The sequence below is a fragment of the Roseateles puraquae genome, from assembly GCF_002205845.1.
Taxonomy (GTDB): Bacteria; Pseudomonadota; Gammaproteobacteria; order Burkholderiales; family Burkholderiaceae_C; genus Pelomonas; species Pelomonas puraquae.
The window spans coordinates 1-23,843 of record NZ_NISI01000007.1 but is presented as its reverse complement, the minus strand read 5'-3'; the positions used below and the strand labels follow the sequence as shown (position 1 = coordinate 23,843).

At 65.8% G+C, this 23,843-nt stretch carries 37 protein-coding genes; 5 read left to right on the top strand and 32 right to left on the bottom strand.

Annotated elements, in window-relative coordinates; genetic code table 11:
* Positions 1–44 precede the first annotated feature (44 nt).
* The 5 genes from CDO81_RS17425 (at position 45) to CDO81_RS17405 (ending at position 7,863) form a co-directional block, all read left to right on the top strand.
* Complete coding sequence (locus CDO81_RS17425) at positions 45–1,130, top strand: ligase-associated DNA damage response exonuclease (protein ID WP_088484502.1); 1,086 nt, start codon at positions 45–47, stop codon at positions 1,128–1,130.
* Positions 1,127–2,773, top strand: a complete 1,647-nt coding sequence (locus CDO81_RS17420) for an ATP-dependent DNA ligase (RefSeq protein ID WP_088484501.1) — start codon at positions 1,127–1,129, stop codon at positions 2,771–2,773. The genes CDO81_RS17425 and CDO81_RS17420 overlap by 4 nt, the downstream gene beginning before the upstream one ends.
* A 652-nt stretch (positions 2,774–3,425) precedes the next feature.
* Positions 3,426–5,921 (top strand): ligase-associated DNA damage response DEXH box helicase, encoded by a 2,496-nt coding sequence (locus tag CDO81_RS17415; protein ID WP_088484500.1) that lies wholly within the window; start codon positions 3,426–3,428, stop codon positions 5,919–5,921.
* Entirely contained in the window at positions 5,918–6,583 is a 666-nt protein-coding gene (pdeM, locus tag CDO81_RS17410) for a ligase-associated DNA damage response endonuclease PdeM (protein ID WP_088484499.1), read from the top strand. The genes CDO81_RS17415 and pdeM overlap by 4 nt, the downstream gene beginning before the upstream one ends.
* 152 nt (positions 6,584–6,735) lie before the next feature.
* Positions 6,736–7,863, top strand: a complete 1,128-nt coding sequence (locus CDO81_RS17405) for an MBL fold metallo-hydrolase (RefSeq protein WP_241517051.1) — start codon at positions 6,736–6,738, stop codon at positions 7,861–7,863.
* Between the two features lie 21 nt (positions 7,864–7,884).
* On the opposite strand, the gene CDO81_RS28150 is transcribed toward CDO81_RS17405, so the two are convergent.
* From CDO81_RS28150 to CDO81_RS17250, 32 genes are all read right to left on the bottom strand, one after another.
* Positions 7,885–8,058, bottom strand: coding sequence for a hypothetical protein (locus CDO81_RS28150; protein ID WP_158218330.1), 174 nt, complete (start codon positions 8,056–8,058; stop codon positions 7,885–7,887).
* A 181-nt stretch (positions 8,059–8,239) separates the two neighbouring features.
* A complete protein-coding gene (gene rplQ, locus CDO81_RS17400) occupies positions 8,240–8,632 on the bottom strand; it encodes a 50S ribosomal protein L17 (protein ID WP_088484497.1) in 393 nt (130 codons plus the stop codon).
* A 103-nt stretch (positions 8,633–8,735) separates the two neighbouring features.
* Positions 8,736–9,725 (bottom strand): DNA-directed RNA polymerase subunit alpha, encoded by a 990-nt coding sequence (locus CDO81_RS17395; protein ID WP_056194188.1) that lies wholly within the window; start codon positions 9,723–9,725, stop codon positions 8,736–8,738.
* Positions 9,726–9,865: 140 nt separating this feature from the next.
* Positions 9,866–10,489, bottom strand: coding sequence for a 30S ribosomal protein S4 (gene rpsD / locus CDO81_RS17390; RefSeq protein WP_088484496.1), 624 nt, complete (start codon positions 10,487–10,489; stop codon positions 9,866–9,868).
* A 245-nt stretch (positions 10,490–10,734) separates the two neighbouring features.
* On the bottom strand, positions 10,735–11,139 hold the full coding sequence (gene rpsK / locus CDO81_RS17385; protein ID WP_056194196.1) for a 30S ribosomal protein S11: 405 nt from the start codon (positions 11,137–11,139) through the stop codon (positions 10,735–10,737).
* A gap of 26 nt (positions 11,140–11,165) precedes the next feature.
* The gene (rpsM, locus tag CDO81_RS17380) at positions 11,166–11,531 is read right to left on the bottom strand and encodes a 30S ribosomal protein S13 (RefSeq protein ID WP_088484495.1); all 366 of its coding nucleotides are present in this window, start codon (positions 11,529–11,531) and stop codon (positions 11,166–11,168) included.
* Positions 11,532–11,561: 30 nt separating this feature from the next.
* Positions 11,562–11,675, bottom strand: a complete 114-nt coding sequence (gene rpmJ / locus CDO81_RS17375; RefSeq protein ID WP_056194202.1) for a 50S ribosomal protein L36 — start codon at positions 11,673–11,675, stop codon at positions 11,562–11,564.
* 59 nt (positions 11,676–11,734) lie between these two features.
* Positions 11,735–11,953, bottom strand: coding sequence for a translation initiation factor IF-1 (infA, locus tag CDO81_RS17370; RefSeq protein WP_009855680.1), 219 nt, complete (start codon positions 11,951–11,953; stop codon positions 11,735–11,737).
* A gap of 58 nt (positions 11,954–12,011) precedes the next feature.
* Entirely contained in the window at positions 12,012–13,322 is a 1,311-nt protein-coding gene (gene secY, locus CDO81_RS17365) for a preprotein translocase subunit SecY (protein ID WP_088484494.1), read from the bottom strand.
* Between the two features lie 26 nt (positions 13,323–13,348).
* Entirely contained in the window at positions 13,349–13,780 is a 432-nt protein-coding gene (gene rplO, locus CDO81_RS17360) for a 50S ribosomal protein L15 (RefSeq protein WP_088484493.1), read from the bottom strand.
* Entirely contained in the window at positions 13,780–13,962 is a 183-nt protein-coding gene (rpmD, locus tag CDO81_RS17355; protein ID WP_056877725.1) for a 50S ribosomal protein L30, read from the bottom strand. Before rpmD ends, rplO begins: the two co-directional genes overlap by 1 nt.
* A 20-nt stretch (positions 13,963–13,982) precedes the next feature.
* The gene (gene rpsE, locus CDO81_RS17350; RefSeq protein WP_088484492.1) at positions 13,983–14,504 is read right to left on the bottom strand and encodes a 30S ribosomal protein S5; all 522 of its coding nucleotides are present in this window, start codon (positions 14,502–14,504) and stop codon (positions 13,983–13,985) included.
* 16 nt (positions 14,505–14,520) lie between these two features.
* Positions 14,521–14,877: a 50S ribosomal protein L18 gene (gene rplR / locus CDO81_RS17345; RefSeq protein WP_088484491.1), complete on the bottom strand. Its 357-nt coding sequence runs from the start codon at positions 14,875–14,877 to the stop codon at positions 14,521–14,523.
* An 11-nt stretch (positions 14,878–14,888) separates the two neighbouring features.
* Positions 14,889–15,422 carry a 50S ribosomal protein L6 gene (gene rplF / locus CDO81_RS17340; RefSeq protein ID WP_088484490.1) on the bottom strand — a complete coding sequence of 178 codons (534 nt, stop codon included), beginning with the start codon at positions 15,420–15,422 and terminating at the stop codon, positions 14,889–14,891.
* A 17-nt stretch (positions 15,423–15,439) separates the two neighbouring features.
* A complete protein-coding gene (rpsH, locus tag CDO81_RS17335; protein ID WP_088484489.1) occupies positions 15,440–15,835 on the bottom strand; it encodes a 30S ribosomal protein S8 in 396 nt (131 codons plus the stop codon).
* A gap of 23 nt (positions 15,836–15,858) precedes the next feature.
* Complete coding sequence (gene rpsN / locus CDO81_RS17330) at positions 15,859–16,164, bottom strand: 30S ribosomal protein S14 (protein ID WP_088484488.1); 306 nt, start codon at positions 16,162–16,164, stop codon at positions 15,859–15,861.
* 8 nt (positions 16,165–16,172) lie between these two features.
* Positions 16,173–16,712 carry a 50S ribosomal protein L5 gene (gene rplE, locus CDO81_RS17325; protein ID WP_088484487.1) on the bottom strand — a complete coding sequence of 180 codons (540 nt, stop codon included), beginning with the start codon at positions 16,710–16,712 and terminating at the stop codon, positions 16,173–16,175.
* Between the two features lie 10 nt (positions 16,713–16,722).
* Positions 16,723–17,037 (bottom strand): 50S ribosomal protein L24, encoded by a 315-nt coding sequence (gene rplX, locus CDO81_RS17320; RefSeq protein WP_088484486.1) that lies wholly within the window; start codon positions 17,035–17,037, stop codon positions 16,723–16,725.
* 23 nt (positions 17,038–17,060) lie between these two features.
* Positions 17,061–17,429 carry a 50S ribosomal protein L14 gene (gene rplN, locus CDO81_RS17315; RefSeq protein WP_088484485.1) on the bottom strand — a complete coding sequence of 123 codons (369 nt, stop codon included), beginning with the start codon at positions 17,427–17,429 and terminating at the stop codon, positions 17,061–17,063.
* Positions 17,430–17,674: 245 nt separating this feature from the next.
* Complete coding sequence (locus CDO81_RS17310; protein ID WP_088484484.1) at positions 17,675–18,184, bottom strand: peroxiredoxin; 510 nt, start codon at positions 18,182–18,184, stop codon at positions 17,675–17,677.
* A gap of 97 nt (positions 18,185–18,281) precedes the next feature.
* Positions 18,282–18,551 (bottom strand): 30S ribosomal protein S17, encoded by a 270-nt coding sequence (gene rpsQ / locus CDO81_RS17305; RefSeq protein ID WP_088484483.1) that lies wholly within the window; start codon positions 18,549–18,551, stop codon positions 18,282–18,284.
* Positions 18,548–18,748, bottom strand: coding sequence for a 50S ribosomal protein L29 (gene rpmC, locus CDO81_RS17300; protein WP_088484482.1), 201 nt, complete (start codon positions 18,746–18,748; stop codon positions 18,548–18,550). Before rpmC ends, rpsQ begins: the two co-directional genes overlap by 4 nt.
* An 11-nt stretch (positions 18,749–18,759) precedes the next feature.
* Positions 18,760–19,176: a 50S ribosomal protein L16 gene (gene rplP / locus CDO81_RS17295; protein WP_088484481.1), complete on the bottom strand. Its 417-nt coding sequence runs from the start codon at positions 19,174–19,176 to the stop codon at positions 18,760–18,762.
* Positions 19,177–19,178: 2 nt separating this feature from the next.
* Positions 19,179–20,039 carry a 30S ribosomal protein S3 gene (rpsC, locus tag CDO81_RS17290; RefSeq protein ID WP_088484480.1) on the bottom strand — a complete coding sequence of 287 codons (861 nt, stop codon included), beginning with the start codon at positions 20,037–20,039 and terminating at the stop codon, positions 19,179–19,181.
* Between the two features lie 15 nt (positions 20,040–20,054).
* Positions 20,055–20,384, bottom strand: a complete 330-nt coding sequence (gene rplV, locus CDO81_RS17285; RefSeq protein WP_088484479.1) for a 50S ribosomal protein L22 — start codon at positions 20,382–20,384, stop codon at positions 20,055–20,057.
* 12 nt (positions 20,385–20,396) lie between these two features.
* A complete protein-coding gene (rpsS, locus tag CDO81_RS17280) occupies positions 20,397–20,675 on the bottom strand; it encodes a 30S ribosomal protein S19 (protein ID WP_088484478.1) in 279 nt (92 codons plus the stop codon).
* A gap of 10 nt (positions 20,676–20,685) precedes the next feature.
* The gene (rplB, locus tag CDO81_RS17275; RefSeq protein ID WP_088484477.1) at positions 20,686–21,510 is read right to left on the bottom strand and encodes a 50S ribosomal protein L2; all 825 of its coding nucleotides are present in this window, start codon (positions 21,508–21,510) and stop codon (positions 20,686–20,688) included.
* Positions 21,511–21,825, bottom strand: a complete 315-nt coding sequence (gene rplW, locus CDO81_RS17270; protein WP_088484476.1) for a 50S ribosomal protein L23 — start codon at positions 21,823–21,825, stop codon at positions 21,511–21,513.
* Entirely contained in the window at positions 21,822–22,442 is a 621-nt protein-coding gene (rplD, locus tag CDO81_RS17265; protein WP_088484475.1) for a 50S ribosomal protein L4, read from the bottom strand. Before rplD ends, rplW begins: the two co-directional genes overlap by 4 nt.
* Positions 22,442–23,113: a 50S ribosomal protein L3 gene (gene rplC / locus CDO81_RS17260; RefSeq protein WP_088484474.1), complete on the bottom strand. Its 672-nt coding sequence runs from the start codon at positions 23,111–23,113 to the stop codon at positions 22,442–22,444. The genes rplD and rplC overlap by 1 nt, the downstream gene beginning before the upstream one ends.
* Positions 23,114–23,370: 257 nt before the next feature.
* Positions 23,371–23,682, bottom strand: coding sequence for a 30S ribosomal protein S10 (rpsJ, locus tag CDO81_RS17255; RefSeq protein ID WP_056194266.1), 312 nt, complete (start codon positions 23,680–23,682; stop codon positions 23,371–23,373).
* A gap of 66 nt (positions 23,683–23,748) precedes the next feature.
* Positions 23,749–23,843, bottom strand: a 95-nt coding sequence (locus tag CDO81_RS17250) for an EF-Tu C-terminal domain-related protein (RefSeq protein WP_088486379.1), incomplete at its 5' end; no start/stop codon positions are given.

Genomic DNA, 23,843 nt, shown 5'->3' with positions numbered 1-23,843 from the left:
CGCAACCGCGGTCGACCGTGGGTTTGGGCACACTCAAGCGGCCGATGACTGCCGCCAGCCCCGCCCCTGACGACCTGATCCAACGCCGCCCCGAGGGCCTGTACTGCCCGCCGGGCGGCTTCTACATCGACCCCTGGCGGCCGGTCGAGCGGGCGGTCATCACGCATGCGCATGCCGACCATGCGCGCTGGGGTCACGGCCACTACCTGGCCCACCGCGACGCCGAGGGCCTGCTGCGTGCGCGGCTCGGGTCCGACATCCATTTCCAGGGCCTGGCCTACGGCGAGCTGCTGCAGCTGGGTGACGTGACCCTGAGCCTGCATCCGGCCGGCCATGTGCTCGGCTCGGCCCAGGTGCGCGTCGAGCACCGCGGCGAGGTGTGGGTGGTGTCGGGCGACTACTTCGTCAGCGGCGCCGGTGACATCAACACCACCTGCGCACCGTTCGAGCCGGTGCGCTGCGATGTGTTCATTACCGAAAGCACCTTCGGCCTGCCCATCTACCGATGGGCGCCGCAGACCGAAGTCCTGGCCGAGATGCGCGCCTGGTGGGCCGCCTGCGCCGCCGAAGGCCGGCACGCGCTGCTGATGGGTTACAGCCTGGGCAAGGCCCAGCGCCTGGTGGCCGGCCTGGCGACTGCTGATGCGCCGGGGCCGGTGCTGGTGCACGGCGCCGTGGCCCGGCTCAACGAGGCCTACCGCGCGGCCGGCGTGGCCTTGCCCGAGGTGACTGCCGTGTCCGCCGAGACCCGCGTGAAAGCGCCACGCGGGGCCCTCGTCATTGCGCCGCCCGCGGTGCAGGGCAGCCGCTGGGCCAAGGCTCTGGGCCCGCACAGCGATGCGTTTGCCAGCGGCTGGATGCGGCTGCGCGGCGCGCGTCGGCGCCGCGGCGTGGACCGCGGCTTCGTGTTCAGCGACCACGCGGACTGGCCCGGGCTGCTCAGCGCCATCCGCGCCACCGGCGCGCATCGCGTCATCGTGACCCACGGCGACGAAGGCGCCCTCATCCGCTACCTGGGCGAACTGGGACTGCGCGCCGAGGCCTTCGTGACCGAGTACGGCGATGAGGCCGTCGAGGGTGCCGAAGGCGGCACGGCTGAGTCCGTCACCGGCACCGAGGCTGGCGCATGAAGCGGTTCGTGGCCCTGTACCTCGCACTGGACGCCAGCACGTCGACGCTGGCCAAGGTGGCGGCGCTCAAGCGCTACCTGGCCGAGGCGCCGGCGGATGACGCAGCCTGGGCGGTCTATCTGCTGGCGGGCGGCACGCCGCGCCGGGCGGTGCCCACGGCTGAGCTGCGCGCCCTGGCCTGCGAGGCGGCCGGCCTGCCGGAGTGGCTGTTCGAAGCCGGTTACGCCGCCACCGGCGACCTGGCCGAAGCCATCGCCTATGTGCTGCCCGATCCGGCGACGCGCATCGACGAGCCGCTGTCGAGCTGGATGCGCCACCGCATCCTGCCGCTGCGCGGGCTGGACCCGGCGGCGCGCCGGGAGACGGTGCTGGCCGCCTGGGGCGGGCTGACGGCAGATGAGCGCTTCATGTTCGTGAAACTGGTGGGCGGCGGCTTCCGTGTGGGGGTCAGCAAGCTGCTCGTGCAGCGTGCGCTGGCGGAGTGGTCGGGCGCCGACGCGGCCGGCATTGCGCAGCGCATGATGGGCTACACCGACATCGACACCCCGCCCACCGCTGAACGCTTCGAGGCCCTGCTGACCGAACAACCCGGCGGCGCCCGGGGTGGCCAGCCCTACCCCTTCTTCCTGGCGCATCCGCTGCCCGGCGAGCCGGCTGACAGCCTGGGGGCGCGCGACGACTGGTTGGCCGAATGGAAGTACGACGGCATCCGCGCCCAGGTGGTCAAGCGCGACGGCCAGGTCTGGATCTGGTCGCGCGGTGAGGAACTGGTGACGGAGCGATTCCCGGAGGTAGCGCTGGAGGCCGCCACCTGGCCCGATGGCACCGTGGTGGACGGCGAGCTGCTGGCCTGGCGGCACGGCGAGGCCGAGCCCGCGCCTTTCGCGCTGCTGCAAAAGCGCATCGGCCGCACGAAGCTGTCCAAGGCCATCCTGGCCGAAGCGCCGGTGCGCCTGCTCGCCTACGACCTGCTCGAAAGCGAAGGCGCCGACCGCCGCACCGAGCCGCTGCGCCAGCGCCGCGAACGCCTGCTGGCCCTGGGCGTGGCGGTGTCGCCGTTGGTGGACGCGCCCGACTGGCCAGGCCTGGCCGCCGCCCGCGAAGGCTCGCGCGAACGGCGCGTGGAGGGCCTGATGCTCAAGCACCGCGAGTCGGCCTACGGCATCGGTCGCACCGGCAACGCGTGGTGGAAATGGAAGATCGCGCCGCTGAGCGTGGATGCCGTGCTGATCTACGCCCAGGCCGGCCACGGCCGCCGCGCCAACCTCTACACCGACTACAGCTTCGCCGTCTGGAGCCGCCCACCGCGGGACGCGGCCGAGGCGCAGGCGGCGCTCGACGGTGCCGTCAGCGACTTGCAGCTCGTGCCTTTCGCCAAGGCGTATTCGGGGCTGACCGACGAGGAGATCAAGCAGGTGGACCGGGTGGTGCGGCAGACCACGGTCGAGAAGTTCGGGCCGGTGCGGCGGGTGCGGCCGACGCTGGTGTTCGAACTGGGCTTCGAGGGCATCCAGGCGAGCACGCGGCACAAGAGCGGCATCGCGGTGCGGTTCCCGCGGATGTTGCGCATGCGGGGGGACAAGCCTCTGCATGAGGCGGATACGCTGGGGGCGTTGCGGTTGTTGATGGAGGAAGCGGGGTGAGTGGCGTTCGGTGTGCGTGCGAGCCGCTTGGTGACTGGCAAGGCCCATGCCGGGAATTCGCCCCGACGGGCGACCTACTTTCTGGCCCGCCAGAAAGTAGGCAAAGAGCGGCCCCTGCAAAACCGCCCCTGCGCTGCGCTTCTGGGTGCCCTGCGATGCTCGAAGCCCGGGGCCAGCGCCAAACTCCCTTCGCTCACTGCGTTCGCTGCGGTCGGACAGTGGCGCTGAGTCAGTTGTTGAAGCGCGCTGCGCGCGCGCCCCGGGCTTCTGCGCTTCTCGGCGGTTTAGAAGGGGAAGCCCGAAACAGCCGAAACAGCCAACAGCCAAACGCCACATCCCTTCGGTCGTGGCTGTTCCTGCTGTCCCCCCTTGAGCCCGCCGAGCAGCGGAAGGACTTGAGGGCGCGCGCGCAGCGCGCTTCAACAACTGACTCCGCGCAACTGTTTGAGCGCAGCGTAGCGAAGCGAGTTTTGCGCGGGCCCTCAAGGCCTGAGCAGCACAGGGAAGCCCGCAGGGCCGGGCGGATCGGGGGGCGACTTTTTGCCTACTTTTTGGTCGCTCAAAAAGTAGGTCGCCCGCCGGGGCGAACTCCCGGCATGGGCCTAGCCAGCGAGCCAGCGCCTTGCAAGAGCACCCCACAAGACCCCCAGCCATGAGCCCCACCGACTGGCTCACCAGCAAAGGCTGGTCCCCCTTCCCCTTCCAGAAGAAGGTCTGGCAAGCCATGGCCAAAGGTCAGTCCGGCCTGCTGCACGCCACCACCGGCGCTGGCAAGACCCTGGCCGTGTGGCTCGGCGCCCTGCAGGCGCTGGCCCACCAGGAAGCCCCCCTGACCGTGCTCTGGATCACCCCCATGCGCGCGCTCAGCCACGACACCCTGCTGGCCCTGCAGGACGCCGCCGCCGGCCTGGCGCCCGACTGGACCCTGGCCGCTCGCACGGGTGACACCTCCAGCAGCGAGCGCGCATCGCAGCAGCGCCGCTGGCCGACCGCGCTGGTGACGACACCGGAGTCGCTCAGTCTCATGCTGTCGCGCGCCGACGCGCCCGAGGTGCTGCGGCGCGTGAAGCTTGTCGTGGTCGACGAGTGGCATGAGCTGCTGGGCAGCAAGCGCGGCGTGCAGTTGCAGCTGGCCCTGGCCCGGCTGCGGCACTGGAACCCGGGCCTCATGACCTGGGGCCTGTCGGCCACGCTGGCCAATCTGGAAGAGGCCCGCGACACCCTGGCGTCCGGGGCGGTCATCGTGCGCGGTGCGCAGGACAAGAAGATCGTCATCGACACCCTGCTGCCGCCGCGCATCGAACGCTTCGCCTGGGGCGGCCACATGGGGCTGACCATGCTGCCGGCCGTGGTGGCGCGCATCGAAGCCGCGGCCAACACGCTGGTGTTCACCAACACCCGCTCGCAATGCGAGCGCTGGTTCCAGGCGCTGCTGGAGGCTCGGCCCGACTGGGCGGGACTGATCGCCCTGCATCACGGCTCGGTGGATGCCGAGCTGCGCCGCTGGGTGGAAGGCGCCATGAAGGCGGGTCAGCTCAAGTGCGTGGTTTGCACGGCCAGCCTGGACCTGGGCGTGGACTTCCTGCCGGTGGAACAGGTGCTGCAGATCGGCTCGGCCAAGGGTGTGGCGCGGCTGCTTCAACGGGCCGGGCGCAGCGGACATGCGCCGGGGCGGGCATCGCGGGTCACGCTCGTGCCGACGCACAGCCTGGAGATCGTCGAGGCCTCGGCCTTGCGCGCGGCCGTGCAGGCGGGCGACATGGAGCCGCGCCGACCGCCCGAGGCCCCGTTGGACGTGCTGGTGCAGCATCTGGTCACGGTCGCGCTCGGCGGCGGCTTCAGGCCCGATGAGCTGCTGGCCGAGGTGCGCACCGCGCCCAGCTACGCCGGCCTTGGCGATGACGCCTGGCAATGGGCGCTCGCGTTCGTGCGCCACGGTGGCGAATCGCTGCGCGCCTACCCCGACTTCCAGCGCGTCATGCCCGATGAAGACGGCGTCTGGCGGGTGCCCGATGTGCGCCTTGCCCGACGTCACCGCAGCAACATTGGCACCATCGTGTCGGATGCCGCCATGAACGTGCAGTTCGTGACCGGCGGGCGCATTGCCACCGTGGAGGAGAGCTTCATCGCACGGCTGCGGGCGGGCGATGTCTTCCTGCTGGGGGGGCGGTCGCTGGAGCTGGTGCGCGTGGAGGGGCTCACGGCCTATGTGCGCACGGCGCCGCCGGGCAAGGCGCTGCTGCCGCGCTGGGATGGCGGGCAGTTTCCGATCTCTGACACGCTGTCGCACGCGATGCTGGTGCGCTTTGACGAGGTGGGCCAAGGCCGCCATGCGGACCGCGAGATGCGCTTCGTGGCGCCGCTGCTGGCGCTTCAGGCGCAGTGGTCAGCCCTGCCGGGTGAATCGCGCCTGGTGGCGGAGGTGATGACCTCGGCCGACGGGCATCACCTCTTCCTGTTTCCTTTCGCAGGCCGCACCGTGCATCTGGGCCTGGCCTCGCTGCTGGCCTGGCGCGCCGGCCGCGACACGCCGGCCACGTTCATGATGGCGATCAACGACTACGGGCTGGAGCTGCTGAGCGCCACGGACGTGGACTGGGCTTCGCGCCTGCCGGACCTGCTGGAGCCCGTGAGCCGCGACACGCTGCGCGAGGAAGTGCTGGCGAGCCTGAATGCCAGTGAGCTGGCGCGGCGGCGCTTCCGGCAGATCGCCCGCATCGCCGGGCTGATCTTCCAGAGTCACCCGGGCGAAGCGCGCAGCCAGCGCCAGCTTCAGGCCTCGGCGTCGCTGTACTTCGACGTCTTCCGCGAGCACGACCCGGACAACCGCTTGCTGTGGCAGGCGCAGGCCGAACTGTTGTCGGCCGAGCTGGATGTGGACGCGCTGGCGCAGACGCTGGCCCGCATGGCGGCGCAGACGCTGGACATTCAGCGCCCGTCCCGACCCACGCCGCTGGCGTTTCCGCTGCTGGTGGAGCGGCTGCGGGAACGCACCTCGACGGAGTCGCTGGCGCAACGTCTTTCGCGCATGCTGGCGGAGCTGGAGGCGGCGGCCGGCGGTGGCGAGGTGGTCGATGTGAAGGACCGTCTCGCCTTTGGCCAGTCACGTGCGGAGCCGCGCACGCGCAGCCGGCGCAGGCGCCGATGAGCCTGCCTCTCGAAGCGGCCGGGCAGGCGCTGTGGCTGCTGCCGGAAGGCGGCGTCTGGTGGCCTGCGCAGCGCACGCTGTTCGTCGCCGACCTGCATCTTGGCAAGGGCGCGGCCTTCCGCGCGCAGGGCCAGGCGGTGCCGGCGGGCAGCAGCGCGAGAACATTGGCTCGGCTAGAGGCGCTGATGCGCGCTCACCAGGCCGAACGTCTGGTGGTGCTGGGCGACTTCTGGCATGGTGCCCAGGGCCTCACGCCCCGCCTGCTGGATGCCGTGGCGGCGTTTGCGCAGCGCGTGCCGACGGTGCTGGTGCTGGGCAACCACGATCGGCCGATTCATCCACCGGGCCTGCCGCTGGCCGTGCAGCCGGGGCACTGGCCGCTCGGCGCACTGACGGCTGCCCATGAGCCGCCGCCGCCCGGCAGCCCGGGCATGACGCTCGCCGGCCACTGGCATCCCGCCATCAACCTGCGCACACGCGCCGGCGACCGTCTGCGCCGCCCCTGCTTCGTGCTGTTCCCACACGCCCTGGTGCTGCCGGCCTTCGGCGGACTCACAGGCGCGCTGACGCTGGAGTTCGGCGCCTTGGCCCAAGCCCGCGCCCGGGTCGCCGTGCTGGGCGAAGGGGCGGTGCACTGGCTGCCTGACGGCGGCGGTCGCTGACAGCGCGCCATCGTGCGGGGTCGCTCTCCGACCGCGCCGGAAGGGCTTGCCGTGGGCCCGGCGCACCGGGCGCTGGCCTCTGCCAGACTCGCGCCGCCTGTCCACCCTGGAGTCGCTGCGGCTCCGTCACGCATTGCATGCCCGCTCGCTTCTTGCCTTGGTTGAAACAGATCCCGGTCCACCGCCCGCGGTGGCTGCTCGCGGCGGCCATCGCGGGCGCACTGGCCGGCTGCGCCAGCAGCAACCCGGCCTACGACCCGAACAAGCCGCACCATGTGCCCGATGGATTTCGGAACCTGTACGCCTCGCCGCACGGCGAGCCCGACGGCGGGTTCTGGGCTTGGCAGTGGCAGCGGCTGCGCAGCGACCTGCCGGCTGACCGGCCAGAGCGGGTGCCGCGGGCGTCCGTCGACCTGGACCGACTGGGGCGCCCGACCGGCGACCTGACCTTCACCTGGCTCGGCCATTCGAGTGCGCTGTGGCAGGTCAACGGGTTGCGCGTCATGACCGACCCGCACCTGAGCGAGCGCGCCTCGCCCGTGTCCTTTGCCGGCCCCAAGCGCCTGAACGCACCGCCGCTCACCGTCGACCAGTTGCCGCCGATCGACGTCGTGTTGATCAGCCACAACCACTACGACCATCTCGACCTGAGCACCGTGCAGCGCCTGGCCGCGCAACCTGGCGGGTCGCCGTTGTTCATCGTGCCGCTGGGCGTGGGCCGCTGGATGGCGGCGCAGGGCATCGGCCGGGTGAAGGAGCTGGACTGGTGGGATCGCGTCACCGTGCCGGGTGCCCAGGGCGGCGTGTCGGTGACCTTCGTGCCCTCGCACCACTGGTCCAGCCGCACGCCCTGGGACCGCTCCGCCACGCTGTGGGGTGGCTTCGTGATGCAGGCCTCCATGGATGCGGCGCCACTGAGCCTCTACTACGCCGGCGACACGGGCTATGCACCCGACTTTGCGGACATTGGCCGGCGCTTTGGCGGCTTTGACTTCTCCATGATCCCGGTCGGCTGCTACGAGCCCCGGTGGTTCATGCGGGGCCAGCACGTCAACGAGGACGAAGCGGTTCGCATCCACCAGGACGTGCGCAGCCGCCAGTCCATCGGGGTGCACTGGGGTGTGTTCCGACTGTGCGATGACCCGATCGACGCGCCGGTGGACGGCTTGCCAGCGGCCTTGGCGCGGGCGCAATTGCCACAGGACGCGTTCGTGCTGCCGGTGCTGGGCGAAACGCGCCTGCTGCGCGCGGCCGCCCATCGGGCCGCAAGCGCCGACTGAGTCGGCACGACCGCGCCGTGGTCACACCTTGTGCTGGGGCGGTCCTTTCGGAGCGTCGCGAGCTGTGCGGTCGTCCTCGCGCGCGGGTGCCTTGGGCTGGCGGGTCAGCGTCTGGCCCTGGGTCGGCTTGGTGGCGGCGAAGTCGCTGGGCTTGTGTTCAAGCGGACCGTTGCGATGACCGTGGGTGCGGGGCATGGTGATCTCCTGAAACGCACCGCCCCGGCGCGGCGAGCGTCCGGCAGGGTATGCGTGCCCCAGTCTGCGGCAGTCTGACGGGCGAGCCTGTCGGGCAGCGGGCGCTCCGGGCGTAGGCCAGGGGCGCAGGGACGCAAAAAAGCCCGCACAAGGCGGGCTTCGCAGATCAGCGGAGCTGAGCTTATTCGGCAGCGGCTTCGCCGGTGGTCTCGCCTTCAGCGCGGTCCACCAGTTCGACGAAAGCCATCGGGGCGTTGTCGCCGACGCGGAAACCCATCTTCAGGATGCGGGTGTAGCCACCCGGACGGGTCTTGAAGCGCGGGCCCAGTTCGTTGAACAGCTTGGTGACGATGTCGCGGTCACGCAGGCGGTCGAAAGCCAGGCGGCGGTTGGCCAGCGTGGGTTCCTTGGCCAGGGTGATCAGGGGCTCGACCACCTTGCGCAGTTCCTTGGCCTTGGGGACCGTGGTCTTGATGGCTTCGTGCTGGAGCAGCGAAACCGCCATGTTGCGCAGCATCGCAGCGCGGTGGCTGCTGGTGCGGTTGAGCTTGCGGAGGCCGTTACGGTGACGCATGGTGCTTTTCCTTTCACTTCGTTAATACCGCCAGCCGGATCAGGTACTGGCGGGTGCACCGGGTGGCGTTGGTCAGCGCGCCACCCACTTCTTCAATGCTTGATCAGCGCTTGTCGAGACCCTGGGGAGGCCAGTTCTCGAGGCGGGCGCCGAGGGTGAGGCCGCGGGAAGCCAGGACTTCCTTGATCTCGTTGAGCGACTTGCGACCCAGGTTCGGGGTCTTGAGCAGCTCAGTCTCGGTGCGCTGGATGAGGTCGCCGATGTAGTAGATGTTCTCGGCCTTGAGGCAGTTGGCCGAACGGACGGTGAGCTCGAGCTCGTCGACCGGACGCAGCAGGATCGGATCGAAGCTGCTGGAGCGCTGGGCCGGCTGGTCGAAGGCGTCGACCAGGTCGGTGCCTTGCAGCTGAGCGAACACGGCGAGCTGTTCCACCAGGATCTTGGCGGAGGCACGGATGGCTTCCTCGGGCGAGATGGCACCGTTGGTTTCGATTTCCATCACGAGCTTGTCCAGGTCGGTACGCTGCTCGACGCGGGCGTTCTCGACGGCGTAGCTGACGCGCTTGACCGGGCTGAACGAGGCGTCCAGCACGATGCGGCCGATGCTCTTGGTCGGCTCGTCGCCGAAGCGGCGCATCGTGCCCGGCACGTAGCCGCGGCCCTTCTCGACCTTGATCTGCATGTCCAGCTTGCCGCCTTGCGACAGGTGGGCAATGACGTGCTCGGGGTTGATGATCTCGACGTCGTGCGGGGTCTGGATGTCAGCCGCCGTGACGGGGCCTTCGCCTTCCTTGCGCAGGACGAGCGTGACTTCCTCGCGGTTGTGCAGGCGGAAGACGACGCCCTTGAGGTTCAGCATGATGTGAACCACGTCCTCTTGCACGCCGTCGATGGCCGAGTACTCGTGCAGCACGCCGGCGATCGTCACTTCCGTCGGCGCATAACCCACCATCGACGAGAGCAGCACACGGCGCAGGGCGTTGCCCAGGGTGTGACCGTAGCCGCGTTCGAACGGCTCCAGGGTGACCTTGGCGCGATGACCGCCCAGGGGCTCCACGTTGATGGACTTGGGTTTGAGCAAGTTGGTTTGCATGAGGTCTTTCTTTCAATACCCTCGGTTCGTTACACCGATAAGGCTGAGGACCAGCCGGGCAGAGCCTTCGAAGGGCTGGGAGGCCCGGACGAGGAAACGCCGACCGCGCCCTTGGCAGGCGTGGTCGGCGGGGGAAACGATTAACGCGAGTACAACTCGACGATCAGCGATTCGTTGATTTCGGCGCCGAACTCATCGCGGTCCGGGGCCTTCTTGAACACGCCTTCGAGCTTGGTGCCGTCGACGCTGACCCAGGCGGGCAGGCCGATGGAGTCGGCCAGCTTGAACGCATCGATGACGCGCAGCTGCTTCTTGGCCTTTTCGCGGACGGCGACGACATCACCGGCCTTGACCAGGTAGGAGGCGATGTTCACGACTTCGCCGTTCACGGTCACGCCCTTGTGGGACACCAGCTGGCGGGCTTCCGCACGCGTGGAGCCGAAGCCCATGCGGTACACGACGTTGTCCAGGCGCGATTCCAGCAGCTGCAGCAGGTTCACGCCGGTCGAGCCCTTGCGACGCTCGGCTTCGGCGAAGTAGCGACGGAACTGACGCTCCAGCACGCCGTACATGCGCTTGACCTTCTGCTTTTCGCGCAGTTGCAGGCCGAAGTCGCTGGTGCGCTGACCGGAGGTGCGGCCGTGTTGGCCGGGCTTGCTGTCGAACTTGGCCTTGTCGCTGATGGCGCGGCGGGCGCTCTTCAGGAACAGGTCGGTGCCTTCACGGCGGGAAAGTTTGGCCTTGGGGCCGAGATAACGTGCCACTTTGCGTGTCCTTACGTGTCAATCTGACGTCGGGATCAGTTGCCGGGAGGCAAGCTGCGCCTGACGCGAGTCCAGCCGGTGTTGTTGTGGGCTTGGACGGTGGGCTTCAAAAGCGCCGACTCCGAATGAAGTCGACTCAAGACTGAAGCCGGCGCGGCACCTAAGTGCCCGCCGGCTTCGGGAAAACGCGCGATTATCGCACCGTCATCCGAATCTGCAAGTTGCCAAAGGCCTTGAGGCTTGGCTTAGATACGGCGACGCTTCTGCGGACGGCAGCCGTTGTGCGGCACCGGCGTCACGTCAGAGATCGAGTTGATGCGGATGCCGAGAGCAGCCAGCGCACGAACCGACGATTCGCGACCCGGGCCGGGGCCCTTGATCTTGACGTCCAGGTTCTTGATGCCCTGCTCTTGCGCAGCGCGACCCGCCACTTCAGCCGCCACCTGGGCCGCGAAGGGCGTCGACTTGCGCGAACCCTTGAAGCCCTGACCACCCGACGAAGCCCACGACAGGGCGCCGCCTTGACGGTCGGTGATGGTGATGATGGTGTTGTTGAACGAAGCGTGGACGTGCGCAATGCCGTCAGCAACGTTCTTGCGGACCTTCTTGCGAACGCGCTGAGCCGCCGAATTGTTGGGTGCCTTTGCCATATTGACCTTCTTTCAGTTCGGGCAGCTTACTTCTTGCCGGTCGCAGCCGACTTGCGCGGACCCTTGCGGGTACGAGCGTTCGTACGGGTGCGCTGGCCACGCATCGGCAGGCCACGGCGATGACGGAAACCACGGTAGCAGCCGAGGTCCATCAGACGCTTGATGTTGATGGACTGCTCACGGCGCAGATCACCTTCGATGGTCAGCTTGTTGACCTCGTCACGGATCTTCTCGAGATCGGCGTCGGTCAGGTCCTTGACCTTCTTGTCGAACGGGATGCCGCAGGTCGTGCAGATCTTCTGAGCGGTCGTACGGCCAATGCCGTAGATCGAGGTCAGACCGATCTCAGTGTGCTTTTGCGGCGGAATGTTGATACCAGCAATACGTGCCATGGTGGTCCTCTAGTCCTGTCGTGCGGCCAATCAGCCCTGGCGCTGCTTGTGGCGCGGGTCGGTGCAGATCACACGCACCACGCCCTTGCGGCGGATGATCTTGCAATTGCGGCACATCTGCTTCACGGATGCCGAAACTTTCATGGTCTGCTCCTTGGCCTAACTCTTATGCGCTCTCACGCGTTCCCGGGGGTTCAAACAGCTCACTTCGCCCGGAACACGATGCGAGCACGACTCAAATCGTAGGGTGTCAATTCCACGGTCACCTTGTCGCCAGGCAGGATGCGGATGTAGTGCATACGCATCTTGCCGGAGATGTGACCGAGAACGACGTGCCCGTTCTCCAACTTCACTCGAAACGTCGCATTGGGGAGGTTCTCAAGAATCTCGCCCTGCATCTGAATGACGTCGTCTTTCGCCATGCCTAACGTTTCGGAGTGGGTTGAATAAAAACCTTATCTTTCAGTCAGCTCGCGGCCCTCAGTTGGGCTTGAAGCTGGCTTTCTTCAGCAGCGACTCGTACTGCTGACTCATGATGTAGCTCTGCACCTGAGCCCAGAAGTCCATCGTCACGACGACGATGATCAACAGGGACGTGCCACCGAAGTAGAACGGCACGTTGTACTTCAACGTCAGGAACTCAGGCAGCAAGCACACCAGCGTGATGTAGATCGCGCCCGCCAGCGTCAGCCGGGAGAGGATCTTGTCGATGTGCTTGGCCGTCTGTTCGCCCGGACGAATGCCCGGAATGAACGCACCACTCTTCTTCAGGTTGTCTGCGGTCTCACGGCTGTTGAACACCAGCGCCGTGTAGAAGAAGCAGAAGAACACAATCGCGGCCGAGTACAGCAGCACGTAGATCGGCTGCCCGGGGCTGACCATCGAGGCCAGGTCCTTCAACCAGCGCATGCTGTCGCCGGTGGCGATCCAGCTCACGATGGTCGTCGGCAGCAGGATGATCGACGACGCGAAGATCGGCGGGATCACGCCCGACATGTTCAGCTTCAAGGGCAGGTGCGACGACTGGCCACCGTAGACCTTGTTGCCGACCTGACGCTTGGCGTAATTCACCAGGATCTTGCGCTGACCGCGCTCGACGAACACCACCGCGAACGTCACCAGCACCACCAACGAGATCACCACCAGTGCCGAGCCGTAGCCCATAGCGCCGGTACGCACCAGCTCGAACAAGCCGCCGATCGCACCCGGGAGACCCGCGGCGATACCGCCGAAGATCAGGATCGAGATGCCGTTGCCCAGACCGCGCTCGGTGATCTGCTCACCCAGCCACATCAGGAACATCGTGCCCGCGACCAGGCTGGACACCGTGGTCAGGCGGAACATGAAACCGGGGCTCAAGACCAGACCTGCCGACTGCTCCAGCGCCAGAGCGATCGACAAGCTCTGGAACAGTGCCAGACCCAGCGTCGCATAACGCGTGTACTGGGTGATCTTGCGACGGCCGGCTTCACCTTCCTTCTTCAGCTGCTCCAGCGTCGGCACGACGTAGGTCATCAACTGCAGAACGATGGACGCCGAGATGTACGGCGTGATGCCCAACGCGAACACGGTGAAGCGCGACAATGCGCCGCCCGAGAACATGTTGAACAGGCTCAGGATGCCACCGGCCTGGCCCTTGAAGAATTGGGCCAGTTGGTTCGGATCGATACCGGGCACGGGGATGTGCGCCCCGATGCGGTACACGACCAGAGCCAGCAGCAGGAAGACAAGCCGACGACGCAGGTCGCCGAACTTGCCGCTCTTGGCCAGCTGATTCGCGTTGGTAGCCACGCTCGATCAGTTCCTTGTGCGCCGGATCAGGCGACCGAGCCGCCAGCTGCCTCGATGGCCGCCTTGGCGCCCTTCGTGGCATTCACGCCCTTGAGCGCGACCTTGCGTTCAATCTTGCCGGACAGGATGACCTTGACCGACTTGGCCAGTTGCGGCACCAGACCGACAGCCTTCAGCGTCGACACGTCGATCTCGTCGCCGGCCAGACCTTGCAGATCCGACAGGGTGATCTCGGCGTTGTACTTCAGCGTCAGCGACTTGAAGCCACGCTTGGGCAGGCGACGCTGCAGCGGCATTTGGCCGCCTTCGAAGCCGACCTTGTGGTAGCCACCGGCGCGAGACTTCTGACCCTTGTGACCGCGACCTGCGGTCTTGCCCAGGCCCGAGCCAATGCCACGACCGACACGGCGCTTGGCATGCTTGGCGCCCTCTGCGGGCTTGATCGTGTTGAGTTCCATCACAGCACCTGAACCAGGTAAGCGATCTTGTTGATCATGCCGCGCACGGCGGGCGTGTCTTCCAGCGTGCTCTGGCTGTTCAGCTTGCGCAGACCCAGGCCGACCACGGTGGCACGGTGCGAGGCACGGCAGCCGATGGGGCTACGCACCAGCTTGACCGTCACGGTTTTCTTGTCAGACATCTTGTGCTCCGCTTGGGCGATCAGTTGAAGATTTCTTCAACCGTCTTGCCGCGCTTGGCAGCGACTTCCGACGCCGTCGTGGAACGCTTCAGAGCGTCCAGGGTGGCGCGGACCATGTTGTACGGGTTGGTCGAACCGTGGCTCTTGGTCACGATGTCGGTCACGCCCATCACTTCGAAGACGGCACGCATCGGGCCGCCGGCGATCACGCCGGTACCGGCAGGAGCCGGCGCCATCATGACGCGCGAAGCACCGTGCTCACCGACCACGTTGTGGTGGATGGAGCCGTTCTTGAGCTGAACCTTGACCATGTTGCGGCGGGCCGATTCCATGGCCTTCTGCACGGCGACCGGCACTTCCTTGGCCTTGCCCTTGCCCATGCCGATACGGCCATCGCCGTCACCGACCACGGTCAGAGCAGCGAAGGACAGCGTACGGCCACCCTTCACAACCTTGGTGACGCGGTTCACCGCGATCATCTTTTCCTTCAGGCCGTCGTCGTTGCCTTCAGCCTGGGCGCCGCGGGGTTGAAACTTTGCCATTTCGTATTCCTATGCGTCAGAACTGCAGACCGGCTTCGCGGGCCGCTTCGGCCAGAGCCTTGACACGGCCGTGGTAGGCGAAGCCCGAGCGGTCGAAAGCGACCTTCTCGACGCCAGCCGCCTTGGCCTTCTCGGCAATCAGCTTGCCGACCAGCGTGGCGGCGGCGACGTTGCCACCGTTGCTGATCTGTTCGCGCACCGACTTCTCGGCGGTCGAAGCTGCAGCCAGCACCTTGTCGCCGTCTTCCGACAGGACCTGGGCGTAGATGTGCAGGTTGGAGCGGAACACCGTCAGACGAGCCACACGCTGAAGGGCGATGCGAGCACGGGTCTGGCGCGAACGACGCAGGCGTTGTTCTTTCTTGGTCATCATGGCGCTGCTCCTTACTTCTTCTTGGTCTCTTTGAGGGAGACCTTCTCATCCGAGTAACGGATGCCCTTGCCCTTGTACGGCTCGGGCGGACGGAAGGCACGCACCTCGGCGGCGATCTGGCCGACGACCTGGCGGTCGGCGCCCTTGATGACGATTTCCGTCTGGGTCGGGCACTCGACCTTGATACCAGCCGGCATGTCCTTCACCACGGGGTGAGAGAAACCGATCTGCAGGTTGAGCTTCTGGCCTTGGGCTTGGGCACGGAAGCCCACGCCCACCAGGTTCAGCTTCTTCTCGAAGCCCTTGCTCACGCCGTTGACCATGTTGGCCACCAGGGCGCGCATCGTGCCGCTCATGGCGTCGGCTTCTGCCGACTCATTGACGGGCACGAAGCTCAGCTTGCCAGCTTCGTTCTTGACGGTGACGAGCTTGTTCGACGGACGCACCAGCGTGCCGAGCGAGCCCTTGACGCTGATGGCTTCAGCGCCGATGGTCACGTCCACGCCTTGCGGGACGACGACCGGCATTTTTCCAACGCGGGACATTGTTCCTACTCCTTCGCTTAGGCGACGTAGCAGAGGACTTCGCCGCCGATGCCGGCAGCGCGAGCCTTGCGGTCCGTCATGACGCCTTGCGGGGTCGTCACAATCGCCACACCCAGGCCGTTCATGACCTGAGGAATGTCGTGGCGGCCCTTGTAGATGCGCAGACCGGGACGGCTCACGCGCTCGATACGTTCGATGACCGGACGGCCAGCGTAGTACTTCAGCGAGATTTCCAGTTCCGGACGGGCGGCTTCGCCACGCACGGCGAAGTCATCGATGTAGCCTTCGTCCTTCAGGACCTTGGCAATCGCCACCTTCAGCTTGGACGACGGCATGGCAACGCTGGTCTTTTCGACGATCTGCGCGTTGCGGATGCGGGTCAGCATATCGGCGATGGGATCACTCATGCTCATTTGCGATATCTCCTATCAGCCGATTACCAGCTGGCCTTGACGACACCAGGGATGTCGCCCTTGAAGGCCAGTTCACGGATCTTGTTACGGGCCAGGCCGAACTTGCGGAAGGTGCCACGCGGACGACCCGTCAGCTCGCAGCGGTTGCGCAGGCGAGTGGGGTAGGCATTGCGGGGCAGCTTCTGCAGCTCGAGGCGAGCGGCATAGCGCTCTTCATCGGACTTCTTGCTGTCGTCGATGATGGCCTTGAGCTCGGCGTACTTCTTGGCGAACTTGGCGACGAGCGCCTCGCGCTTCAGCTCACGTTGTTTGATCGAGAGTTTTGCCACGGTTCACCTCAGTTCTTGAACGGAAACTTGAACGCAGCCAGGAGAGCCTTGGCTTCGTCGTCCGTCTTGGCAGTCGTCGTGATGCTGATGTTCAGACCACGCAGAGCATCCACCTTGTCGTACTCGATCTCGGGGAAGATGATTTGCTCTTTGACGCCGATGTTGTAGTTGCCACGGCCGTCGAACGAACGACCGGAGATACCACGGAAGTCACGAACGCGCGGCAGCGCGATCGTCACGAAGCGGTCCAGGAATTCGTACATCTGGACGCCGCGCAGGGTCACCATCGCGCCGATAGGCACGCCGTCGCGGATCTTGAAGCCAGCGATGGCCTTCTTCGACTTGGTGACCACGGGCTTCTGGCCGGCAATCTTGGTCAGGTCGCCGACGGCGTGATCCATGACCTTCTTGTCAGCGACAGCCTCGCTCACGCCCATGTTCAGCGTGATCTTGGTGATGCGCGGCACCTCCATGACGGACTTGTAACCGAACTTCTCGGTCAGGGCCGGCACGATTTTTTCGCGGTATTGCGTTTGCAGACGAGCCATGTCGGACCTCTTAAGCCTTGATCTCTTCGCCGGTCGACTTGAAGACGCGCACCCGCTTGCCATCGACGAGCTTGACGCCCACGCGATCGGCCTTGCCGGAGGCGGCGTTGAAGATCGCCACGTTGGATTGATGGATGGGCATGGTCTTGTCGACGACGCCGCCGGTGGTCCCCTTCATGGGGTTGGGCTTGACGTGCTTCTTCACGACGTTGACGCCCTCGACCACCACGTGGTCTGCGTCAGCGCGCGCGGTCACGGTGCCGCGCTTGCCCTTGTCGCGGCCGGTCAACACGATGACCTGGTCGCCGGTACGGATCTTGTTCATGGCTTACCTCAGACTGTGGGGGCTCAGAGCACCTCGGGGGCCAGCGACACGATCTTCATGAAGCGCTCGGTGCGCAGTTCACGCGTCACCGGGCCGAAGATGCGGGTGCCGATGGGCTCCAGCTTGGCGTTGAGCAGCACGGCGGCGTTGCCGTCGAACTTGACGAGCGAGCCGTCTTGGCGGCGCACGCCCTTGGCGGTACGCACCACCACGGCGCTGTAAACCTCGCCCTTCTTCACGCGACCACGCGGGGCAGCTTCCTTGATGCTGACCTTGATGATGTCGCCAATGTGCGCATAGCGGCGCTTGGAGCCGCCCAGCACCTTGATGCACATGACGGACTTCGCGCCAGTGTTGTCCGCGACGTCAAGCCGCGATTGCATTTGAATCATGTCTGTCCCCAACTTGTCTCGCATGCACCGAGGTGCGATCCGAGCAGTCTTGGGCCCGTAAGTCAGTCAGCAGCCGGCGTTGCACCGTTTGCCGCCCGACGGTTGAGGGCGAATCCGAGGCCACAGCACAGTGTTCGTGTGCCTAGCGTTCGGCGAAGCTGCGCATTATGCAGTGAGAACCCTTGGGGCGTCAATGCCTGGCGCGCAGATTTTTGAGGACCGGGCGTGCCGGCCCTCAGAAGGACTCAAGCTGACTTGGCCTGGGCCAGCAGCGTGGCTGCGTCGCTCACTTCGAACTTGCCAGGGCCCTCGACGTTGAGGGCCTTCACGACGCCATCCTTGACGAGCATCGAGTAACGGTTCGAGCGCAGGCCCATGCCGCGGGCCGTCAGATCCAGCGTCAGTCCGGTGGCTTGCGCGAACGCCGCGCTGCCGTCGGCCATCATGCGGACCTTGCCGGCCGTCTTTTGGTCACGTCCCCAGGCGCCCATGACGAAGGCGTCGTTGACCGACACACACCAGATCTCGTCGACACCGGCGGCCTTGAAGGCCTCGGCCGACTCGACGTAGCCCGGCACGTGCTTGGCCGAGCAGGTCGGCGTGAAGGCGCCGGGCAGGCCGAAGATCGCGATCGTCTTGCCGGCAGTCGACTTTTCGATGTCGAAGCTGTTGGGACCGAGCGAACAGCCCTCCCCTTCCACTTCGATGAATTCCTGCAGACTGCCGGCGGGCAGCTTGTCACCGACCTTGATCATGGTGTCGCTCCTGGATATCGCTGAGTGCTGAAAAGAAAAACGGCGCGCCAGTTCCCCGGCGCGCCGATGTTGCGGCGGTCATGCGACCGGCCGCTACTTAGACGATCTCGGCCTTCTCGACCAGGCGGGTCACAACCCAGCTCTTGGTCTTGGAGATCGGACGGCCTTCGCTGATTTCGACGACGTCGCCCAGCTTGTACTCGCCCTTTTCGTCATGGGCGTGGTACTTGCGGGAACGGGCCACGATCTTGCCGTAGAGCTCGTGCTTGGCGCGACGCTCGACCAGGACGGTGACCGTCTTGGCGCGCTTGTCGCTCACCACGCGACCGACGAGGGTGCGGGTGTTCTTGGCTTGGGCCTCAGTCATTTCGTGGCCTCCTTCTTCTTCTGCGCCAGGATGGTCTTGGCGCGAGCGATGTCGCGGCGGGTCTTGCCCAGCTGGCTGTGGTTGGTCAGCTGTTGCGTCGCCTTCTGCATGCGCAGGCCGAAGTGGGCCTTGAGCAGGTCGGTCACTTCCTTCTCGAGGGCAGCGACGTCCTTGGCGCGGAGTTCAGATGCTTTCATGGTGTCCTTCCTCAGGTACCGACCTGGCGGGCCACGAAGGTGCACTTCAGCGGCAGCTTGGCAGCGGCCAGCGTGAACGCTTCGCGAGCGAGCTGCTCGGGAACGCCGTTGACCTCGTAGATCACCTTGCCGGGCTGGATTTCAGCGACGTAGTACTCGGGGTTGCCCTTGCCGTTACCCATACGAACTTCGGCGGGCTTTTGCGAGATGGGCTTGTCCGGGAACACGCGGATGAAGATCCGGCCGCCACGCTTGATGTGGCGCGAGATCGCGCGGCGAGCCGCTTCGATCTGGCGGGCCGTCAGGCGGCCGCGCTCGGTGGCCTTCAGGCCAAAATCACCGAAAGACACCGCGGCGCCTCGGGTCGCAACACCAGTGTTGCGGCCCTTCTGCTCCTTGCGGTATTTACGACGAGCGGGTTGCAGCATGTTTATTCTCCTTTGGCCTCACCGGCGGCGGGAGCCTTGCGGATCACGCGCTTGCCGGCCGGCTTGGCTGCGTCACCCGTGGGGGCGGCGGCAGCGGGCTGGTCTGCTCCGTCACGCGGGCCGCGGTCGCCACCCGGGCGGCCACGGCCACCGGGAGCGCCCGGACGGGCGTTACGGCGCGGGCGACGATCGTCTTCGGCGCCAGCGGGGGTGTTGATGACAGGCGCCTCGCCATTGGCCAGACGGTCACCGCGGTAGACCCAGACCTTGACGCCGATGACGCCGTAGGTGGTCTTGGCTTCGGAGAAGCCGTAGTCGATGTCGGCCTTCAGGGTGTGCAGGGGCACACGACCTTCGCGATACCACTCGGTGCGAGCGATTTCGATGCCGTTCAGACGACCGGCGCTCATGATCTTGATGCCCTGGGCACCCAGACGCATGGCGTTCTGCATCGCGCGCTTCATGGCGCGGCGGAACATGATGCGCTTTTCGAGCTGCTGGGTGATCGAGTCGGCGATCAGCTGGGCATCGACTTCAGGCTTGCGCACTTCTTCGATGTTGACGGCGACGGGCACGCCCAGACGCTTGGTCAGCTCAGCCTTCAGCGCTTCGATGTCTTCACCCTTCTTGCCGATCACGACGCCCGGACGAGCCGAGAAGATCGTGATGCGGGCATTTTTGGCAGGACGCTCGATCAGGATGCGCGAAACAGCGGCGTTCTTGAGCTTGCCCTTGAGGTAGTCACGAACTTGCAGATCCTCGGCCAGCATCGTGGCGAAGTTCTGGTTGTTCGCGTACCAGCGCGAAGCCCAGTTGCGGGTGACAGGCAGGCGGAAGCCAACCGGATGGATTTTCTGTCCCATAGTCTTCCTTGCGCCTTAGTTGCCGACTGCCACGAAGATGTGGCAAGTGGGCTTGCTGATGCGGTTGCCGCGGCCCTTGGCGCGAGCCGAGAAGCGCTTCAGCGTGGCACCCTGTTCGACGTAGATCGAGGTGACCTTGAGTTCATCGATGTCCGCGCCGTCGTTGTGCTCGGCGTTGGCGATGGCGCTTTCCAGCGCCTTCTTGATGATCAGGGCCGCCTTCTTCTGGGTGAAGGTCAGGATGTTGAGGGCGTGATCCACCTTCTTGCCGCGGATCATGTCGGCCACGAGGCGACCCTTGTCACACGACAGGCGGACGCCACGGACGATTGCTTTGGTTTCCATCGTCTCTAGTCCTTACTTCTTCCCGGCCTTCTTGTCGGCCGGGTGGCCCTTGAAGGTGCGGGTCAGTGCGAATTCACCCAGCTTGTGACCGACCATCTGGTCAGACACATAAACCGGCACGTGCTGCTTGCCGTTGTGCACGGCGATCGTCAGACCGATGAACTCGGGCAGGATCGTCGAACGACGCGACCAGGTCTTGATGGGCTTCTTGTCCTTGTTGGCAACCGCCTTGTCGACCTTGGCCTGCAGGTGGTGGTCAACGAACGGGCCCTTCTTCAGCGAACGAGTCATGGCCTAGCCCTTACTTCTTGCGACGCGAGACGATGAACGTCTGCGTGCGCTTGTTGTTGCGAGTGCGATAGCCCTTGGTCATCGTGTTCCACGGGGACACGGGGACCTGGCCTTCGCCGGTGCGGCCTTCACCACCACCGTGCGGGTGGTCGACCGGGTTCATGGCGACGCCGCGGACGGTCGGGCGAATGCCCTTCCAGCGGATGGCACCGGCCTTGCCGTACTGGCGCAGGCTGTGCTCTTCGTTGCTCACTTCACCGATCGTGGCGCGGCAGTCGATGTGCACACGACGCACTTCACCGGAGCGCAGGCGGATCTGGGCGTAGACGCCTTCACGAGCCATCAGCACAGCAGAGGCGCCGGCCGAACGGATCATCTGGGCACCCTTGCCAGGTTGCAGTTCGATGCAGTGGATGGTCGAACCCACCGGGATGTTGCGGATGGGCAGCGTGTTGCCGGCCTTGATCGGCGCTTCCGAGCCGCTCAGGAGCGTGGCGCCCACTTCCAGGCCGCGCGGGGCGATCACATAACGACGCTCGCCGTCGGCGTACACCACGAGAGCGATGTGGGCCGTGCGGTTGGGGTCGTACTCGATGGTCTCGACCTTGGCGGGGATGCCGTCCTTGTTGCGCTTGAAGTCGACGACGCGGTAGTGGTGCTTGTGACCACCGCCCTTGTGGCGCATCGTGATGTGACCGTTGTTGTTACGGCCAGACTTCTGCTTCTGCGGCTCCAGCAGCGAGGCCTCGGGCGCGCCCTTGTGGAGGTGCTTGTGCACCACCTTGACGACGCCACGGCGGCCGGGCGACGTCGGCTTGACTTTGACGATGGCCATTTACGCGGCCTCCCCGGAGAAGTTGAGCTCTTGACCGGCCTTGAGGGCCACGTAGGCCTTCTTGACATGGTCGCGGCGGCCAGGACGGCCACCAAAGCGCTTGGTCTTGCCCTTGACGTTGACCACGCTGACCGACTCGACCTCGACCTTGAACATCAGTTCAACAGCGGCCTTGATCTCGGGCTTGGTGGCGTCGCGCAGGACCTTGAACAGGACCTGGTTGTGCTTTTCGGCAACTTGCGTGGCCTTCTCGGACACGATGGGCGCGAGCAGCACGGAGGCCAGACGGCCTTCGGAATACTTGGGGGCGCTCATGCCAGCATCTCCTTGAGTTGCTCGACCGCAGCCTTGGTCACCAGCACCTTCTTGTAGAAGACGAGGGACAGCGGGTCGGCGTAGCGCGGCTCGACGACCAGCACGTTGGCCAGGTTGCGCGAGGCCAGTGCCAGGTTGTCGTCCACGGTGTCGGCGATGACCATCACCGAGTCCAGGCCCATGGCCTTGAACTTGGCGGCCAGCAGCTTGGTCTTGGGGGCTTCGACCGAGATCGAATCCACCACGGCCAGGCGGCCTTCACGGGCCAGCTGCGACAGGATGGCAGCCATGCCGGCGCGGTACATCTTCTTGTTCAGCTTGTGCGAGAAGTTCTCGTCAGGCATGTTCGGGAAGATGCGACCGCCCCCGCGCCACAGCGGCGACGAGGTCATACCGGCGCGAGCGCGGCCGGTGCCCTTCTGGCGGAAAGGCTTCTTGGTCGAGTGATGGACCTGTTCACGGTCCTTCTGGGCGCGGGTGCCTTGACGGGCGTTGGCCTGGAAGGCCACGACCACCTGGTGCACCAGGGCTTCGTTGTAGTCGCGAGCGAAGACGGTATCAGGCGCGTCCACCTTGGCGGTGGCCTGACCCTGCTCGTTCAGGAGCTCGAGCTGCATCAGTTGGCTCCCTTCTTGATCTTGACCTTGACGGCGGGGCGGACGACCACGTGGCCGTTCTTGGAACCCGGCACAGCACCACGGACCAGCAGCAGCGAACGGGCTTCGTCCACGCGCACGATGTCGAGGTTTTGGGTCGTGACGGTTTCGTCGCCCATGTGGCCGGTCATCTTCTTGCCCGGGAACACGCGGCCCGGGTCTTGCGCCATGGAGATCGAGCCCGGCACGTTGTGCGAACGGCTGTTACCGTGCGACGCGCGCTGCGAGCTGAAGTTGTGGCGCTTGATGGTGCCGGCGTAGCCCTTGCCGATGGACGTGCCTTGCACGTCGACCAGTTGGCCCGTGGCGAACAGCGTGACGGGGACAGTCGCACCAGCCTTGTACTGGGCAGCGACGTCGGCGTCGACGCGGAATTCCTTGAGGATTTCACCGGCTTCGACGCCCGCCTTGGCGAGGTGGCCAGCTTCAGGCTTGGTGACGCGCGAAGCTTTGCGCGTACCGAACGCCACTTGGATGGCGCTGTAGCCGTCGGTCTCTTGGGTCTTGACCTGGGTCACGCGGTTGTTGGACACGTCCAGCACCGTCACGGGAATGGCATCGCCATCGTCCGTGAAGATGCGCATCATGCCCACCTTGCGGCCCAGCAAACCGAGACGGTTGCTCAGACTCATGTTTTTCTCCAGCCCCTGCCGCCTGCGCGACCGAAGCTATTGCGAACACCCGACATCGATTGGTCGGGCTGACCTGTGCAGAGTCTCTTGCGAAACACTGCGCGAATAACCGGGCACGCAGGAGCGAACCCGGAAAAGCTGGCGAGTATAGCTTGCGGGATTGCCCGGATGCAAGCCCAGCGCCCGCGCCAGGCAAGAAAAAGCCCCGAGCGGCGTCAGCCGTTCGGGGCTTGCGGACAGGCCCGGAGGCCGCGCGCTTATTGCAGCTTGATTTCGACGTCGACGCCAGCCGGCAGGTCGAGCTTCATCAGCGCGTCGACCGTCTTGTCAGTCGGGTCGACGATGTCCATCAGACGCTGGTGGGTGCGGATCTCGAACTGGTCGCGGCTCGTCTTGTTGACGTGCGGCGAACGCAGGATGTCGAAGCGCTCCATGCGCGTCGGCAGGGGCACCGGGCCCTTGACGATGGCGCCGGTGCGCTTGGCGGTTTCGACGATCTCGAGCGCCGACTGGTCGATCAGCTTGTAATCGAACGCCTTCAGACGGATGCGGATCTTTTGCTTTTGCATGACGGTTCCTTAAAGAGCAGGTGGTGAGCGCCGCACGGCAGCCGCGCGGCGCACGTCACGCAGTGATTACTCGAGGATCGTGGCGACGACGCCCGAACCGACGGTGCGGCCACCTTCACGGATGGCGAAGCGCAGACCGGTTTCCATGGCGATCGGAGCGA

Excerpts from the sequence above, each read along its gene's own strand:
- rplC (WP_088484474.1), bottom strand. The coding sequence starts at position 23,113 with ATGAGTCTGAGCAACCGTCTCGGTTTGCTGGGCCGCAAGGTGGGCATG.
- rpsE (WP_088484492.1), bottom strand. The coding sequence starts at position 14,504 with ATGGCAAAGTTTCAACCCCGCGGCGCCCAGGCTGAAGGCAACGACGAC.
- CDO81_RS17395 (WP_056194188.1), bottom strand. The coding sequence starts at position 9,725 with ATGCAAACCAACTTGCTCAAACCCAAGTCCATCAACGTGGAGCCCCTG.
- rplO (WP_088484493.1), bottom strand. The coding sequence starts at position 13,780 with ATGGAACTCAACACGATCAAGCCCGCAGAGGGCGCCAAGCATGCCAAG.
- rplD (WP_088484475.1), bottom strand. The coding sequence starts at position 22,442 with ATGCAGCTCGAGCTCCTGAACGAGCAGGGTCAGGCCACCGCCAAGGTG.
- CDO81_RS17425 (WP_088484502.1), top strand. The coding sequence starts at position 45 with ATGACTGCCGCCAGCCCCGCCCCTGACGACCTGATCCAACGCCGCCCC.
- CDO81_RS28150 (WP_158218330.1), bottom strand. The coding sequence starts at position 8,058 with ATGCCCCGCACCCACGGTCATCGCAACGGTCCGCTTGAACACAAGCCC.
- rplX (WP_088484486.1), bottom strand. The coding sequence starts at position 17,037 with ATGAACAAGATCCGTACCGGCGACCAGGTCATCGTGTTGACCGGCCGC.
- rplQ (WP_088484497.1), bottom strand. The coding sequence starts at position 8,632 with ATGCGTCACCGTAACGGCCTCCGCAAGCTCAACCGCACCAGCAGCCAC.
- rpsH (WP_088484489.1), bottom strand. The coding sequence starts at position 15,835 with ATGAGCATGAGTGATCCCATCGCCGATATGCTGACCCGCATCCGCAAC.
- CDO81_RS17415 (WP_088484500.1), top strand. The coding sequence starts at position 3,426 with ATGAGCCCCACCGACTGGCTCACCAGCAAAGGCTGGTCCCCCTTCCCC.
- rpsM (WP_088484495.1), bottom strand. The coding sequence starts at position 11,531 with ATGGCACGTATTGCTGGTATCAACATTCCGCCGCAAAAGCACACTGAG.
- rplW (WP_088484476.1), bottom strand. The coding sequence starts at position 21,825 with ATGAGCGCCCCCAAGTATTCCGAAGGCCGTCTGGCCTCCGTGCTGCTC.
- rpsQ (WP_088484483.1), bottom strand. The coding sequence starts at position 18,551 with ATGACTGAGGCCCAAGCCAAGAACACCCGCACCCTCGTCGGTCGCGTG.
- rpmJ (WP_056194202.1), bottom strand. The coding sequence starts at position 11,675 with ATGAAAGTTTCGGCATCCGTGAAGCAGATGTGCCGCAATTGCAAGATC.
- rplV (WP_088484479.1), bottom strand. The coding sequence starts at position 20,384 with ATGGAAACCAAAGCAATCGTCCGTGGCGTCCGCCTGTCGTGTGACAAG.
- rplB (WP_088484477.1), bottom strand. The coding sequence starts at position 21,510 with ATGGCCATCGTCAAAGTCAAGCCGACGTCGCCCGGCCGCCGTGGCGTC.
- rplR (WP_088484491.1), bottom strand. The coding sequence starts at position 14,877 with ATGATGACCAAGAAAGAACAACGCCTGCGTCGTTCGCGCCAGACCCGT.
- CDO81_RS17310 (WP_088484484.1), bottom strand. The coding sequence starts at position 18,184 with ATGATCAAGGTCGGTGACAAGCTGCCCGCCGGCAGTCTGCAGGAATTC.
- infA (WP_009855680.1), bottom strand. The coding sequence starts at position 11,953 with ATGGCGAAAGACGACGTCATTCAGATGCAGGGCGAGATTCTTGAGAAC.
- pdeM (WP_088484499.1), top strand. The coding sequence starts at position 5,918 with ATGAGCCTGCCTCTCGAAGCGGCCGGGCAGGCGCTGTGGCTGCTGCCG.
- rpsC (WP_088484480.1), bottom strand. The coding sequence starts at position 20,039 with ATGGGACAGAAAATCCATCCGGTTGGCTTCCGCCTGCCTGTCACCCGC.
- CDO81_RS17420 (WP_088484501.1), top strand. The coding sequence starts at position 1,127 with ATGAAGCGGTTCGTGGCCCTGTACCTCGCACTGGACGCCAGCACGTCG.
- rpsK (WP_056194196.1), bottom strand. The coding sequence starts at position 11,139 with ATGGCAAAGGCACCCAACAATTCGGCGGCTCAGCGCGTTCGCAAGAAG.
- rplP (WP_088484481.1), bottom strand. The coding sequence starts at position 19,176 with ATGCTGCAACCCGCTCGTCGTAAATACCGCAAGGAGCAGAAGGGCCGC.
- rpsS (WP_088484478.1), bottom strand. The coding sequence starts at position 20,675 with ATGACTCGTTCGCTGAAGAAGGGCCCGTTCGTTGACCACCACCTGCAG.
- rpsJ (WP_056194266.1), bottom strand. The coding sequence starts at position 23,682 with ATGCAAAAGCAAAAGATCCGCATCCGTCTGAAGGCGTTCGATTACAAG.
- rplN (WP_088484485.1), bottom strand. The coding sequence starts at position 17,429 with ATGATTCAAATGCAATCGCGGCTTGACGTCGCGGACAACACTGGCGCG.
- rplF (WP_088484490.1), bottom strand. The coding sequence starts at position 15,422 with ATGTCCCGCGTTGGAAAAATGCCGGTCGTCGTCCCGCAAGGCGTGGAC.
- rpmD (WP_056877725.1), bottom strand. The coding sequence starts at position 13,962 with ATGTCTGACAAGAAAACCGTGACGGTCAAGCTGGTGCGTAGCCCCATC.
- rplE (WP_088484487.1), bottom strand. The coding sequence starts at position 16,712 with ATGGCTCGTCTGCAAACGCAATACCGCGAAAAAATCGTGCCGGCCCTG.
- rpmC (WP_088484482.1), bottom strand. The coding sequence starts at position 18,748 with ATGAAAGCATCTGAACTCCGCGCCAAGGACGTCGCTGCCCTCGAGAAG.